At 75.4% G+C, this 14,217-nt stretch carries 12 protein-coding genes; 2 read left to right on the plus strand and 10 right to left on the minus strand.

What is annotated here, in order from left to right:
* The coding region (locus AB0E96_RS27930; protein WP_359828324.1) for a sigma factor at positions 1–613 on the minus strand (613 nt) is incomplete at its 3' end.
* Between the two features lie 89 nt (positions 614–702).
* Between AB0E96_RS27930 and AB0E96_RS27935 the strand changes: the two genes are divergently transcribed.
* Entirely contained in the window at positions 703–1,182 is a 480-nt protein-coding gene (locus AB0E96_RS27935) for a hypothetical protein (RefSeq protein ID WP_359828325.1), read from the plus strand.
* A gap of 28 nt (positions 1,183–1,210) precedes the next feature.
* On the opposite strand, the gene AB0E96_RS27940 is transcribed toward AB0E96_RS27935, so the two are convergent.
* The 6 genes from AB0E96_RS27940 to AB0E96_RS27965 all read right to left on the minus strand — a co-directional run bounded on the left by AB0E96_RS27940 (position 1,211) and on the right by AB0E96_RS27965 (position 8,823).
* The gene (locus AB0E96_RS27940) at positions 1,211–1,648 is read right to left on the minus strand and encodes a hypothetical protein (protein ID WP_359828326.1); all 438 of its coding nucleotides are present in this window, start codon (positions 1,646–1,648) and stop codon (positions 1,211–1,213) included.
* A 491-nt stretch (positions 1,649–2,139) separates the two neighbouring features.
* Complete coding sequence (locus AB0E96_RS27945; protein ID WP_359828328.1) at positions 2,140–4,194, minus strand: alpha-galactosidase; 2,055 nt, start codon at positions 4,192–4,194, stop codon at positions 2,140–2,142.
* 116 nt (positions 4,195–4,310) lie between these two features.
* A complete protein-coding gene (locus AB0E96_RS27950) occupies positions 4,311–6,701 on the minus strand; it encodes an RICIN domain-containing protein (RefSeq protein WP_359828329.1) in 2,391 nt (796 codons plus the stop codon).
* Positions 6,702–6,968: 267 nt separating this feature from the next.
* Positions 6,969–7,535, minus strand: coding sequence for a rhodanese-like domain-containing protein (locus AB0E96_RS27955; protein ID WP_359828331.1), 567 nt, complete (start codon positions 7,533–7,535; stop codon positions 6,969–6,971).
* Between the two features lie 158 nt (positions 7,536–7,693).
* A complete protein-coding gene (locus AB0E96_RS27960) occupies positions 7,694–8,443 on the minus strand; it encodes a sulfite exporter TauE/SafE family protein (protein WP_359828332.1) in 750 nt (249 codons plus the stop codon).
* Complete coding sequence (locus AB0E96_RS27965) at positions 8,440–8,823, minus strand: rhodanese-like domain-containing protein (protein ID WP_359828333.1); 384 nt, start codon at positions 8,821–8,823, stop codon at positions 8,440–8,442. Before AB0E96_RS27965 ends, AB0E96_RS27960 begins: the two co-directional genes overlap by 4 nt.
* 315 nt (positions 8,824–9,138) lie before the next feature.
* Here AB0E96_RS27965 and AB0E96_RS27970 point away from each other — a divergent pair, with 315 nt between their 5' ends.
* The gene (locus AB0E96_RS27970) at positions 9,139–10,515 is read left to right on the plus strand and encodes an MBL fold metallo-hydrolase (protein WP_359828335.1); all 1,377 of its coding nucleotides are present in this window, start codon (positions 9,139–9,141) and stop codon (positions 10,513–10,515) included.
* A gap of 198 nt (positions 10,516–10,713) precedes the next feature.
* Here the strand turns inward: AB0E96_RS27970 and AB0E96_RS27975 are convergent, their stop codons facing one another.
* The 3 genes from AB0E96_RS27975 to AB0E96_RS27985 all read right to left on the minus strand — a co-directional run.
* Entirely contained in the window at positions 10,714–12,588 is a 1,875-nt protein-coding gene (locus AB0E96_RS27975) for a sugar-binding protein (protein ID WP_359828336.1), read from the minus strand.
* Positions 12,589–12,756: 168 nt separating this feature from the next.
* The gene (locus AB0E96_RS27980) at positions 12,757–13,425 is read right to left on the minus strand and encodes a response regulator transcription factor (RefSeq protein ID WP_359828338.1); all 669 of its coding nucleotides are present in this window, start codon (positions 13,423–13,425) and stop codon (positions 12,757–12,759) included.
* On the minus strand, positions 13,422–14,217 hold a 796-nt coding region (locus tag AB0E96_RS27985; RefSeq protein WP_359828339.1), incomplete at its 5' end, for a histidine kinase. The genes AB0E96_RS27980 and AB0E96_RS27985, both read right to left, overlap by 4 nt.

The following is a 14,217-nucleotide window of genomic DNA, read 5'->3' on the forward strand; positions in this document are numbered from 1 at the left end:
CATCAGCACCGCCGGCAGCGCCAGGTACCCGAACCGTCCGGCCGGGGCCAGCATGAATCCCGACCCGGCGGCGCGCCGAGGCGGCCAGCTGCCGGCAGGCCGCCGGGGTCCGGCCGACGATCCCGGCGATCTCGGGGAACGGGTAGCGGAAGACGTCGTGCAGGACGAACGCCACCCGCTCGGCCGGGGTCATCGTCTCCAGGACGACCAGCAGGGCCATGTCCACCGACTCGTCCAGGGTGACCCACTCCGCCGGGTCGGCCGGCCCGCCGCGGCCGGCCCACTGCGTACGGTCGGGCAGCGGCTCTGGCAGCCACTCACCCACGTAGCGCTCCCGCCGCACCCGCGCCGAACCGAGCAGGTCGAGGCAGATCCGGCCGGTCACCGTGGACAGCCAGGCGCCCGGGGAGGCGACGGCCGCCCGCCGCGGCCCGGACAGCGCGTACCAGCGGGCGTACGCCTCCTGCACCGCGTCCTCGGCCTCGGCCAGCGAACCGAGCAGCCGGTACGCGAGGTTGACCAGCTGCCGCCGCTCGCCGAGGACCACGCCCGGGTCCGGCGCGGCCGCGCCGCCCGCAACCGGGGCCGCCACCCGCGTCTGCTCGTCCGTCATGGACCCTCGCCTCACACTTCGCCGCGCTGTGTCGTCGGATCACCGGACACTACCGATCAACCGCCGCGAGGCAGAAGAGGAGACCACCCATGGCGATCGGAACGACCGCGGGGACGACCGGGACGGCGGAGACCGGAGCGCGCACCCGCGCCTTCCTCCGGGTCTCCGTGGTGCTCCAGACCGTCGCGGTCCTCTTCCAGGCGGCCACGGCCGGCCTGCTGCTCTCCACCTCCTACGGCGAGACGCTGCACGGCGTCGGCGCGCGGGTGATGTACGGGGCGTCGATGCTCTACCTGCTCGCCGCCGTGCTGGCCTGGCGGCCCGGGGGCGGTTCGCCCCGTCCGGTCCTGTACGCCTCCGGCTTCCTGGTGCTGGCCTCGGCGCAGGTGGTCCTCGGCATCGCGCACGTGCCGTCGGTCCACGTCCCGCTGGGCGTGGTGATCTTCGGCCTGAGCGTGGCGGTGCTGGTCCGGATGCCGGCCGCCCGCTCCGTGCGCCGGACGGCCGGCGCGGGAGCCCGCCCCGCTTCCGCCCGGAGCGAGCGGGGTGAGCGGGGCGGCGCGGTTTGACGGTGCGGCACGGACGGGCTGGGCCGGGTCAGCAGGCCACGGTGGTCGAGACGGTCGAGGTCGATGGGGCCCAGCCCGGCTGGCTCACGCTGAACGCGGCCGTCACGTGGGTGCCGCAGGGCACGGTGGCGGTGAGGGTGCCGACGCTGGTCTCGCTCGCTGTCACCAGGACGGTCGTGCTGAGGTTGCTGACGTTCGGGGCGCCGATCCCGGTGCCCGACAGCGTGAAGCCGATCTGCTGGGCCTGCCAGGTCGCCGGGCTGGTCGGGGTGGCGAGCCCGCTCAGGTGCACCTGGTTGCCGGAGACTCTGACACAGGCCCGCAGTGACAGGTGGCCGGGCGCGCCCGGCGAGCCGCAGACCGGGCCGGTCGGCTCCGTCGCGGGCTGGGCGGCGAGAGCACTCGGGCTGCCGGTCAGGGCCAGCAGGGCAGCGGCGCCGGCCAGCACGGTGGCAACACGTTTCATGGGTTCCTCCTGGGTCTGCTGCCCTCGGCGATCACCGAGGGAGAGTGTGAGGTGTCACACCTCACACCTCACGCCTCGCAGCATAGGCAGGCGGGTGGAGCGGGGCCAGGGGTCCGGGCGGGGAGGCCGGTGCCCGACCCGGAATGGCGCGAACGGCCTGTCATGGCCGGTCCGGAACCGAACTCGCCCGGGGCGCACGGTGATCAGTGTGTCCACGGCGCGACGTCCGGGAGGTGCCCGCACCCGGGCCCCCGGGCCCCCGGGCCCCCCGGGACCGACTGTGCCGACCGGCGCCGTCCCTCGCCGGGGTCCGGCCGAGGTGTCCGCGAAACCCACATGCCGGGCGCATCGACCGGGAGACTCACGGACGGCGGCCGTTCTCTCGTGCTTCGTGACTCGACACCTCGAAGCGTGGAGAACGGCCGCCTCCGCTGTCTCGGGAAGAACCGCAGATCAGCGGGTCGGGTGACCCGTGAGGTCGAACGCGAGGCTCAGGATCCGAGGGTCCAGCGCTGGCCGGTGGCCGGGCGGGTGGTGACGGGGGTTCCGGCGGTGCCGGCGCCCGCGTCGAGGGCGAGGCCGGTGGCGACGTTGGTGACGGTGACGGAGCCCGTGGCCTGGTCCTGGGTCAGCTTCCACTCCTGCCAGGGGTTGCCGGGCGACGGGTCCAGCAGGTAGGCGCTGTAGCCGGACGAGTTCCCGGCGGAGAGCACGGTGTGGCGGTGGGTGGCGGTGTCGCAGCCGTCGCTGATCCGGACGGTGCCGTCCGGGTTGCTGGTGAAGGTCCACCGCTGCGCCGGGTCACCCGGGCGCACGGCCTCCAGGTCGGTGATCGAGCCGAGCGGCGCGGTGCAGGAGCCGAGCAGGGACAGCGCGAGGCCGCCGCTGCTCAGGGAGTGGTACGCGCCGTCGTCGACCACGCCGGAAGGCCCGCCGGTGCCCTGCTTGGCGAGCCGGTAGAGGGCCGCGCCGTGCGGCGGGAGGGAGGCGCTGATCGGGCCGGTGACGGTCGAACCCGCCCCCGTCCACAGCTCCTTGGCCTGGTAGCCGGATCCGCCGAGGCCGAGTTCGGCGAGGCTGGTGGCGACGGTGCGGCCGGCCGACGGGTCCTGGTTGACCAGCAGCACGGCGGTGTCGCCGTTGGCGAGCTGCCGCTTGAGGACCACCGGGGCGTGCCCGTCGGCCGGCTTGGCGCCGACCAGGGTGGCGGGCTTCGCCAGGCCGTCCTGGTCGACGGCGATGACGTCCTTGTTCTTGAGGATCGCCAGGCTGGTGTCGCTGATCCCGGTGGACCAGGTGTAGCCGCGGTCGCTGTGCTGGGACTGCGCCGCGGTGCGCAGGTCGGCCCCGGAGATCAGCGGCGCGGCGAGCATGGCGAGGACGGAGGCCTCCGTCCTCGACTCGTCGTCGGTGAACGGCTTGTGGCAGACGCACGTGTCGGTGGTGCCCCACAGGCCGTAGACGTCCTGCCAGCCGGTGAACATCATGTCGAGGTCGTTCCAGCTGCCCGGGCGGACGTTGCCGGGGTACTGCAGCGCGGTCTGCAGCTGCCCGTTCCAGAGCACCCCGTCGAGTTCGCTGTCCCGGTCCCCGCCGATCCGGCACAGGTTGGCGACCTGGCCGCACCAGACGCCGGTGGGCGCGTACCCGGGGGCGTGGAAGGGCGGCGTCCCGGCGGCCTGGACCACCGGGTCGGTGCGGGCCGGGTCGTCGGCGGCGAGCAGGTACGGCAGACCGGTGTGGACGGGCTGGGCCGAGACGCTGAGGGTGACCTTCGGCCGGCCCTGGGCGGCGGAGGCGGCGTCCAGGGCGTGCTGGAAGGTCTGCACCCGGGCGTAGACGGAGCGGGTCAGCTCCTTGCCCTCGCCCTGCGTCCCGTAGTCGTGCCCGTCCGGGCCGGTGATCGCCGGGCCGTACGGGCAGTCGTCGTACTTGACGAAGTCGACGCCCCAGGAGACGAAGTCGGCCGCGTCGGTGGACTCGTGGCCGAGGCTGCCGGGGTGCATCTGGCAGGTGAGGTAGGTGTCGGTGGCGTACAGACCGAACTTCATGCCCTTGCTGTGCGCGTACTGGGCCAGGTACGCGATGCCGTTGACGGTGTGCCCGTCCACGGTCTGCGACGGGAAGTGGTCGGGGCGCGGGATCAGGTGGCCGGAGGTCGGGTCGGCGCCGGTGCCGTCGGTGCCGCTGACCGGGTTCCCGGCGGCGTCGTACAGCTGCAGGCCGCCGTCGGCGTTGCGGACCAGGTCGGTGCTCTGGCCGTCGCGGTGCCAGAGCGACCAGCCGTCGTCGATGGTGACGGTGTCGTACCCGGCCGCCACCAGGCCGTTGGCGGCCATGAAGTCGATGGTCTGGACGACCTGCTCCTGGGTGACTTCGGTGCCGAGGGAGTTCCAGGAGTTCCAGCCCATCGGCGGGGTCAGGGCGTTGCCGTTGCCGAGCGCGGCGGCCGGGGCGGCCGTGGTGAGGCCGGCGGCTCCGAGTCCGGCGGTGGCGAGGGCGAGGGAGAGCAGGGATGCCGCGAGACGGCGGCGGGTTCGGCGCATGTGCGCCCTCCTGGGGGTGGTGGGGGATGTGGCGACACGTCAGGAAGCCTCGTGGGAGAGGGGAGTGCGGCCGGCCGGGGTGGGGCCCGGCCGGCCGCGGTGGTGCGGTGTGGGGGTCAGTCGGTGACGGCGACGGTCGCGGAGCGGCCGGGCGCCAGGGTCACGGTGGTGAGGGTGTGGGTCGTGCCGTCGACGGTCGCGGTCCGGGCCTCGCGCGGCTCGCCGTCGACGGTGAGGGCGGCGTGCGCCCCGGGGAAGCGGGCCTCCCAACTGATGGGCTCGGTGCCGGTGTTGGTGACGGTGCTGCGCCGCGCGCCGTCGTGCCGGACGGTCACCGTGCCGCCGCCCACCGGGATGCCCGCGACCTGGAGCCAGCCCATCGAGGCGGGCAGCCGCGGGGTGGTGGCGAGCGCGTGGCCGGCGGCGTCCGGGGTGACGCCGAGCAGGCCCTGGACGGTCTGGGAGAGCAGGGTGAACGGCACCTCGGGGTAGTCGCCGTTCAGCATCGCGCCGCTGGTGTGCGGCTCGCCGGTGCTCTCGTAGACGTGCCGCATCCACTTCCAGGCGGTGGTGGGGTCGTGGCCGGCGAAGAAGGCGTCCGGCAGGTAGGTGTAGGCCTCCAGGTTGGCCGAGCGCTCCGGGCCGGAGTCGGCGGCGTCGATGGCGGCGAGCTGGCCGTCCAGGCGCGGGCCCGGGTCGAGCAGCCGCTTGACCGGCATCAGCACGCTCGCCTCGTAGCCCCAGCCGGTGACCGGCTTGCCGGCGGTGTCGTAGCCGTGGACGATCTCGCCCGGCTGCGAACCGTCGACGCTCCAGGTGGAGTTGACGTACGTGTGCAGTCGGTCGGCGGCCGTCCGGTAGCCGGCGGCGGAGGCGGCGTCGCCCCGGGCGTCGGCCAGTACGGCGGCGGCGAGGTAGGCCTGGTACTGGGAGCCGACCGCGTCCCCGGCCTCGGCGTAGGTGCGGGTGGCGTTCTCGGCGTAGCTGGCGGTGCCGGCGAAGATGGAGCGGCTGGTGGCCTGGGGGATCGGCACCCCGCCGTTGTCGACCGGGCCGGGGCGGGCGGTGATGAACGGGCCGAGGGTGTTGCGGACGTACCGGCCCAGGCCCGGGTCCTCGGCGTAGTCGCGGTCGCCGGTCCAGCGGTAGGCCTCGCCGGCCTGCTGGACGAGCTCGAACGGCGCGGGCAGCTCGCGGACGAAGCGGTCGGGGCCGCGGTAGTCGATGGCCAGCGGGCTGCGGGCGTCGAAGTCGAGCGCCCAGACCGGGTAGAGCTTGTTGACCTCGGTGGCCGAGGCGGCGAAGCCGCGCAGCATGGTCTTGTTCTCGGCGTCCAGGCCGAGCAGGTGGGCGCCGACCAGCTGGTGGGCGAAGTCACGGCTGTAGAAGCCGGAGCGGAACGGGTAGCCGGCCCAGTAGGTGGCGTCGTAGGTGGTGGTGCCGGTGCCGCCGGGGTGGTTCTCGTCCTGGTCCAGCACGCCGGTGGAACCGGCCTGCTGCACCCAGCTGTTGGCCTTGGTCTTGGCCCAGTCGAAGAGCGCGACGAGCTCGGGATCGGAGGAGTCGGCGACCGGGTCGTTGGGGGCGGACGGCGCGACGGCGGCGTCGTCCACGTTGACCCAGCCGGTCGGGGAGGACCCGATGGTGAGGGTCAGCCGGTCGCCGGGGGCGACCGCGATCCGGGGCAGGGTGTACTTCGCGTAGGTGGACTGCTCGGGCAGCGGGAGGGAGCGGACCCGGGCGCCGTTGACGCTCACCGAGAGGCTGCCGCCGGCGCCGCCGGTCGCGATCCAGGCGGACAGGTCGTAGGAGCCAGCGGTGACGGCGGTCACCTGCTGGCTCACCGCGTACCCGGGGCCGGCGTCGAGGTAGGCGAGGCGGGCGCCGCCGTGCGGGTTGTTGCCGGCGGTCCCGGTGTGGGCGGTGAAGGTCCAGCCGCCGACGGCGCCGCCCTGCTCGAAGCCGGGGTCGGCGAGCACCAGCGGTTCGGTGCGGGTGAGCGTCCAGCGGTGGGCGGGGCGGCGGTCGCAGTGGCGGTCCGCCGGGGCCGGGTCGGCGGTCAGACAGCCGCCGGTGGCGCGGGTGGTGAGCGTGAAGGTGCCCTGCGGCGCGCGGGAGACGGTGAAGCGCTCGGCGGCGGGGTCGCTGCCGCAGTCGGCGGTGGCCGGGCGCCGGCCGGGGCCGTCGAGGGTGAGGCAGCGGCCGCTGGCCGCGTTGACCAGCAGGTAGTTGGTGCCGCTGCGGCGCAGCTGCCAGCGCTGGCTGAGCAGCCGCCCGCAGGCCGCGCCGACCACCGGGGTGCCGGCGGCGGGCTCGGCGTACCGCGGGCCGAGGCAGGAGCCGTCCAGGGCGGAGCCGAGCCGGTAGGCGCCGCCGTCGACGAGCGCCGTTCCGGCGGTGGCCGGGGCCGGGGCGGCGGCGAGGGCCTGGCCGGCGAGGACCGCGTGGGTGGTGAGGACGGCCAGGAGGGCGAGACCGGTGGGTAAGGCGCGGGGGCGGGGCGGCATGGCGGAGCTACCTCCGGTCGGTGGGTGGGGCTGGGGGATGTCGGGCGGGGTTTGAACGTTCAAATGCGGCTGTGGCAGGCTATGGTGAGTCGCATGTGATGGGTGACATTTCACATGGCGTGACCCGGGCTCGTCAACGGGTCGTGCGGTGACGGCTTCCGGGAGGGTTCCGGGAGGCGGCCGGGAGAAGCGGTGAAGCCCCCCGCCCGACGGGGGTGGGCGGGGGCCTTCACGGACGAGGTGCCGGCTCGGCCGGGGGTGCCGGGCTCAGCGCCGCAGGGCCGCCAGCGTGTCGTCCAGGCTCGGGGCGCCCGGGCGGGGCCGGTTGTACGGGAGCTTGGAGAGCATCGAGCCCATCGCGCAGGTGTTGGACAGCGCGGAGAAGGCCAGCCCGCCGCCGACGGCGGCGGAGAGCCAGCGGGCGCCCGGCAGCGCGAGGTCGACCAGCACGCCGGCCAGCACCAGCGAACCGGCCACCAGGCGGACCTGGCGGTCCAGCGCCCACACCCGGCGGGCGCCGGCCACCTGCTCCAGCGGCCGTCCGGCGCCGGCCCAGGCGTTGGTGCCGCCGGTCAGGGTGAGGGTCGGGATGCCGGCCTCGGCCAGCCGGCCGCAGGCGTTGGCGGCGCGCGGCCCGGCGGCGCAGACCACGGCGATCTCGCCCTGTCCGGCGGCCTGGCGCAGTGCGGGCAGGGCGCGGTCGAGCTGGTCGAGCGGGACGTTCAGCGCGCCGGGGATGTGCCCGGCGGCGTACTCGCCGGGGGAGCGGACGTCGATGAGGGTGAGCTGCCCGAGGCGGGGCTGGAGCTGCTCGACGGTCAGCGGCGTGGTCATGGGGTACGGGTCCTCTCGGGTGGGGCGATCAGTGGGGGAGGGGAGTCGGGGTGCTTCGCGATCGGCTCGGCGTGCCGGCCGGGCGTGGTGATCGGCTTCGTGGGCGGCGGCTGCGCGGGGCGCGCGGCTCGGTGCGGGGTGTCGGCTCGGTGCGGCGGTCAGCTCAGCGTGGTGACGAGCATCAGGGCGGCGACGGCGAGCAGGGCGATGGCGAAGGCCTTCCGGAGGGTGCTGCCGCTGAGCTTGTCGGCCAGCCGCTTGCCGTCCCAGGCGCCGAGGATCGCGGCCCCGGTGAAGGGCGCGGCCACGGCCCAGTCGATGGCGCCGGTCGCGCCGAGGCGGGGCAGCAGGGCGGCCAGCGAGTTGGCGGTGATGACCAGCAGGCTGGTGCCGACGGCCTCGGCCATGGTGAAGGCGAGCACCGAGACGAGGGCGGGGACGGCGAGGAAGCCGCCGCCCACGCCGAGCAGGCCGGTGACGGCGCCGAGCCCGGCGCCGGCCGCCGTGGAGCGGCCCGGTCCTGCGGCGGAACGTTCCTGCGCCTGCGGCTTGGACGGCATCAGCATCCGCCAGGCCGCGAGCGCCGCCAGCACCGCGAAGGCGCCGGTGAGCAGCGCGCCCGGTACGTGCGCCGACAGCGCCCCGGCGGCCATCGCGGCGGGTAGTCCGGCGGCGGCGAACAGCGCGCCGGTGCGCCAGCGGACCCGGCCCGCCCGGGCGTGGGCGAGCAGCCCGGTCAGCGAGGTCGCGGCGACGATCACCAGGCTGGCCGTGGTGGCCAGCGCCGGAGTGAAGCCCAGCAGGTAGACCAGCGCGGGGACGGCGAGCATGCTGCCACCGCCGCCCAGTCCGCCGAGGGCCAGGCCGACCACCGCGCCGGCGGCGAGCGCCAGGAGCAGGGTGGTCATATGACGTGCCCGGTGCCACCGCCGGGCGCGGCGACCGGAAGTCCGGTCAGTGCCCAGGCGTTCATGCCGCCGATCACGTTCAGCGCCTCGACACCGCGCTGCGCCAGCAGTTCCGCCGCTCGCTGGGAGCGGTGGCCGGAGCGGCAGATGGCCAGCACGGTGCGCCCGGTGGCCCCGTCCGGCAGCGGGGCGCCGGCGACCAGGGCGATCAGCGGCTGGTGCAGTGCGCCGGGGGCGTGCCCGGCGGTGAACTCGGCGGCCTCCCGGACGTCGAGCAGGACGGCGGCGCCGGTGCGGGCGAGCTCCTGGGCCTCGACGGGGGTGGTCCGCCCGGGGGCGCCGGGGCCGTGGGGCCCGTGGGCGTGCGGCGGCAAAGGCATGTGGTGTCTCCAGTGGTGCGGACCGGACGGTGGTGTCCGGCGGATCGGGGGCGGCGCGGGCGGTCGTACGGGCTCGATGGCCCGGAACGGCGGCCTGACCGGCGCGTTCTCGGCCCCGCCCGTCCCGGTTCGGTGCCCGGTGCGGTGGCGGCGGCTGTCCCCCTCGATCTCCACCATAGTACCCCGGGGGGTATTATCGAAATCGTTCGGCATACCCCCGCCCGTATCGGCCTCCGCGGCCGTATGCTCGTAAATATACCGAGGGGGGTATCACGATGGCGCTGTGGCGCCCGACGTCGCCCAGGAGGGTTCCCCGTGTACTTCGCCCAGTTCTACCTCGACTGCCTCTCCCAGGCCTCGTACCTGATCGCCGACGAGCGCACCGGCCGTGCCGTCGTCGTCGACCCGCGCCGTGACGTGGACGAGTACGTCGCCGACGCCGCGGCCCGCGGGTTCACCGTCGAGGCGGTCGTCAACACCCACTTCCACGCCGACTTCCTGGCGGGCCACCTCGAACTGGCGGACCGCACCGGTGCCTGGATCGGGTACGGGCAGCGGGCGGAGACCGACTACCCCATCCGCAAGCTCGCCGACGGCGAACGGATCGAACTCGGCGACGTCACCCTGGAGATCATGGAGACCCCCGGGCACACCCCCGAGTCGATCAGCATCCTGGTCTTCGAGCAGCCCGACGACACCGTCCCGTACGGCGTGCTCACCGGCGACGCCCTGTTCATCGGCGACGTCGGCCGCCCCGACCTGCTCGCCTCCGCCGGCGTCACCGCCGAGGAACTCGGCACCATGCTCTACGACAGCGTGCACCGCAAGCTGATGGGCCTGCCCGACGAGACCCTGGTCTTCCCGGCCCACGGCGCCGGCTCCGCCTGCGGCAAGAACCTCTCCACCGACCGCCAGTCCACCATCGGCCGCGAGCGCGCCACCAACTACGCCTGCGCCCCGATGGACGAGGCGACCTTCGTGGCCCTGGTCACCGAAGGCCAGCCCACCGCGCCCGGCTACTTCGGCTACGACGCGGACCTCAACCGGCGCGAGCGCGAACTCTTCGACCCGGCCGCCGTCCGCGCCCTGACCGGCGCCGAGTTCCTGCGCCTGCGGGCCGGGGGCGCCCTGGTGGTGGACGGCCGCGACCCGGCCGCCTTCGCCGCCGGACACCTCGCCGAGTCGCTCAATGTCCCCGCCGACGGCCGCTTCGCCGAGCAGTCCGGCACCGTCCTCGAGCCCGACCGCGAGCTGCTGGTCATCGCCCCCGAGGAGCGCGGCCCGGAACTCGTCACCCGCCTGGCCCGGATCGGCTTCGACAAGGTCGCCGGCCACCTCGCCGACCCGGAGGACGTCTTCGTCGCCCACCCCGAGCTGATGCGCCAGGGCGCCCGCCTCACCGTCCACGCCCTGCGCGCCGAACTCGCCGGCGCCCGGCCCCCGCTGGTCGTCGACGTCCGCGGCGCCGGCGAACGCGAGAACGGCGCCATCCCCGGCTCGCTCCACCTCCCGCTCGCCGAACTCCCCACCCGCCACGGCGAACTGCCCACCGACCGCCCCGTCGTCCTCCACTGTGCCGGCGGCAGCCGCTCCTCCATCGCCGCCAGCCTCCTGCGCCACCACGGCCACCCGCACACCTACGACCTCATCGGCGGCTACGGCGCCTGGGAGGCCGCCCCGGAGGAGGCCTGACCGCACCCGCACGGCCCGGCCCGGCGGCCGGCACCCACGCGCCGCGGGGCCCGACGCCGCTCCGCCCGTGAGGCGAGGACCCCACTCCGGTTCCCGGCCGCGGCGGCGTGTGCGCACCGGGCTCCGGGCAGGGCGGTGCCGGACTCCGACGACGCGCCCCCTCTCGTCACCGGCCCTTCGCCGCTCCCGGGCCGCGCGTCACCGCTCCTCGCGCCACGCGGCCCGCCCGCCGGCGGCGGGTCGGTCGGGAAGACGCGGCCCCGCGGCGAGCGGGACGCCGAGGCGCTCGGACTGGGCGACGGAGGCGGGCGAGTCCTGGCTCCGGGCCGCCTCCGTCGGGATCCGCGGAGGGGAAGCCGGCCCGTCCGGGGGCGGGGTGTAGCCGGGCAGGCGGACGGTGCCCCACACGTACGGGTCGGCCTGGGCGCTGCCGAACGGGGACCAGGCCAGACGGCTCTTGCCGACTTTGTCCGTGGTGTCGGAGTCGTACACGAGGACGTTCGCGGTCATCCGCTCGGGGTCGACGACGGCCGGAAGGCCCGACAGCGGGATCCGCACCTCGACGGTGTAGCCGCGGTAGGGCGCGGTGACCCGGGAGGCGACGGCCAGCCCGGGGGAGGTGACGTCCGCCGGGCCCTGGTGGTTGTCGCCGTCGCGCTCCGCGCAGGGGCCGCCGCCGTTCGCGGTGAACGGCAGGACGCCGGTCTTGAACGTGGTCGAGGTGTCGTCGGAGTCGCCGCGCGGATCGATGCCGATCTCGACGGCGTCGGTGCGCCAGTGCCGCTTGCAGTCGTTCCGGGCGTCCAGGGCGCTGCCCATCCGGTCGTCGGTGACCTGGACGAACACGTAGAGGCCGTCCCCGTGACGGGAGAGCCGGGCGGTCGCGGAGCAGTCGCCGGGGGCGCAGTCCGGGCCGGCCCAGTGCCGCAGCGGGAGTTCGGGCCCGGGATACTCGCCGGGGCCCGCGGTGCCGTCGACGACGGGCGGGCGGTCGAGTGCCGGGACCTCGGCCGCGGGAGCGGCGGGGTAGTCGGGCTGGGCGCCGTTCGCCAGCCAGGGCATCCCCACCCGCCTGGTCCAGTCGCGGAACTCGGCGTACAGCGGCTTCAGTCCCGACTGTTCCCGGACGGTGGCGGGGAGCGGTGCGCCGGCCCGGGCGAGGACGGTGAACCACTCGCACGGCAGCCGTCCGGGCGGGGTGTCGACAGTGGCGGGCAGCGAGCCGAGACCCTGGGTCACGTACCTGCGTGCGGCGTCGCGCTCCACCTGCGCGAAGGTCTTGCCCGAGGAGCGGGAGCGCGCGCCGGTCCAGACGCCCTCCACGGGCAGCCCCGTGTGGGGATCCACCAGCCGGGCGGTGGCGCAGGACGGACCGACGGGCCCGTCGAACCCCCAGTTCTGGGCCAGCAACCGGGAGGGCCGCCACGGCCTGTACCCCTCATCGGTGATCTGCCCGGGGAACGCCCTCGGGTCGCCGGCCAGCCGGAACGCCTCGACGGCCAGGCGGGCGGCCTCCTGGTGCCCGCCGTGCTGGTCGAAGGGACGCGGGTCCATCGTCACCACGGTGGCCGGGGTCGTCGCGCGGAGCAGCCGGACGATCCGCTCGAGCGTGTCGGTGGGCGGTCCGGGTGCCCGGTTCCAGACGGAGGAGGTCAGGGGCGCGGAGAGGGTGTACCAGAAGTCCGGTTTGTCGAGGTAGAAGACGTTGTCGATCCCGGCGAGGCCGACGGCCTCCCGTTCCTCCGTCTCACGGATCAGGCCGAGCCGGGCGCCCTCCTCCGGCCCGACGGCGTTCCCGCCGCCCTCGCCCCGCGTGACGGTCACCAGCCCGGTGCGCCGCCCGCCGCGCTCCCGCCACTGGGCGAAGGTGGCCAGCGACTGGAACTCGTCGTCCGGGTGGGCCCCGATGAACACGACGTCGGTGTGGGCCGGATCCCGTGGGACGGGTGCCGCGCCATCGGCGGCGGAGCGGCCCGCCGCGTCCTGCGCCGGCACGGCGAGGGCGCAGGCGCAGGCCATGGCCGTGGCGACGAGGGCGGCCGACCAGGACCGCCGGAACAGGTTCTGGGTCACGGTGCGTGCGTTCCTTTCCCTGCGGCCGTCGCGACGCGACCGGCTCGTGGACGGGTGGGCCGGACTCCTCGCCGACGGCTTCACCGGCGGGCGACCATTTCGCAAGCCTGATGTATCGTCAAAAACCTTACGGGAAAAGGCTTCGGCCCGGTCGGCGCCCGGACGCGCCTACCCCGGTTCGACCAGCCCGCACGCGTAGGCGAAGATCACCGCCTGTACCCGGTCCCGCAGATCAAGCTTGGCCATGACCCGGCCGAGATGCTTCTTCACCGTGGGTTCCGCGAGACCGAGGGCGGCGGCGAGTTCCGCGTTGGTCAGGCCGCGGGCGGCGCCCAGCAGGACCTCCCGCTCGCGCGCGGTCAGCACGCGCAGCCGCTCCGCGGCGCCCCCGCCACCGTCGCCCCCGGCGGGGAGCCGGTGCGCGAAGCGGTCCAGCAGCCGCCGGGTCACCCGGGGCGAGACCACGGCGTCCCCCCGGGCCACGTCGCGGATCGCCCGCAGCAGCTCCTCCGGCCGGCAGTTCTTCAGCAGGAAGCCGGATGCCCCGGCCCGCAGCGCGTCGAAGGCGTACGCGTCCAGGTCGAAGGTCGTCAGCACCAGCACCCGCGTCCCGGGCAGCTCGCGCAGCAGCTGCCGGGTCGCCGCGATGCCGTCGGTGCCCGGCATCCGCACGTCCATCAGCACCACGTCCGGCCGCAGCCGCCGCGCCAGTTCCACCGCCGCCGCCCCGTCGGCCGCCTCCCCGACCGGCTCCATGTCCGGCTCGGCGCGCAGGATCATGCCGAACGCCAGCCGCAGCAGCTCCTCGTCGTCCACCAGCAGCACCCGCACGCTCACGGCGCGCCCCCGGGATCCAGCCGTACGAAGACCCGCCAGCCGCCGCCCGGCCGCGGGCCCGCCTCCAACACCCCGCCGAAGGCCGCGGCGCGCTCCCGCATCCCCGTGAGACCCCGCCCGGACCCGGCGGATCCCGGTCGCCCCGTCCCTCCGGCCCGCCCGTCGTCGGTCACCTCGACCGTGACCGCCCCCGGCGCGCAGGACACCCGCACCTCGGCGCGCGCCCCCTCCGGCGCGTGGCGCAGCGCGTTGGCCAGCGACTCCTGGACGAGCCGGTGCACCGTCAGCTGCGCCGCGGCCGGCACCCGGGCGGCCTCGCCGTCCACCCGCAGCCGGGTCACGAGGCCTGCCGCCTCCGTCCGTTCGCACAGCGCCCCGAGCTGCTCGATCCCTGGTGGCGACCGCCGGTCGTCCCCGGGCCCCGCGTCGGGCCCCGCGTCGGGACCGGCGTCCTGGAGCAGGCCCAGCGCCCGCCGCATGTCGGTCAGCGCCTGCCGTCCGGTCTCCGCGATCCGGGCCGTCACGGCGGAGGCGTCGGCCGGCCGCGCGTGCCCGAGCGCGTCCGCCAGCGCCACCACCACCGACAGGCCGTGTGTCACGCTGTCGTGCAACTCCCGTGCGATCCGGGCGCGTTCCTCCTCCACCGCCCGACGCTCCCGCTCGTCGCGGTCCCGCTCCAGCCGTGCCAGCCGCTCCGCCCGCGCGGCCCGCCGGATCCGGGCGTTGGCCCCGATCAGCGCGCTCGCGGCAACCGCCGCCGTCATCGCGGCGGCCGAGGCGAGGAACCGGCCC

The organism is Kitasatospora sp. NPDC036755 (assembly GCF_040636595.1).
Taxonomy (GTDB): domain Bacteria; phylum Actinomycetota; class Actinomycetes; order Streptomycetales; family Streptomycetaceae; genus Kitasatospora.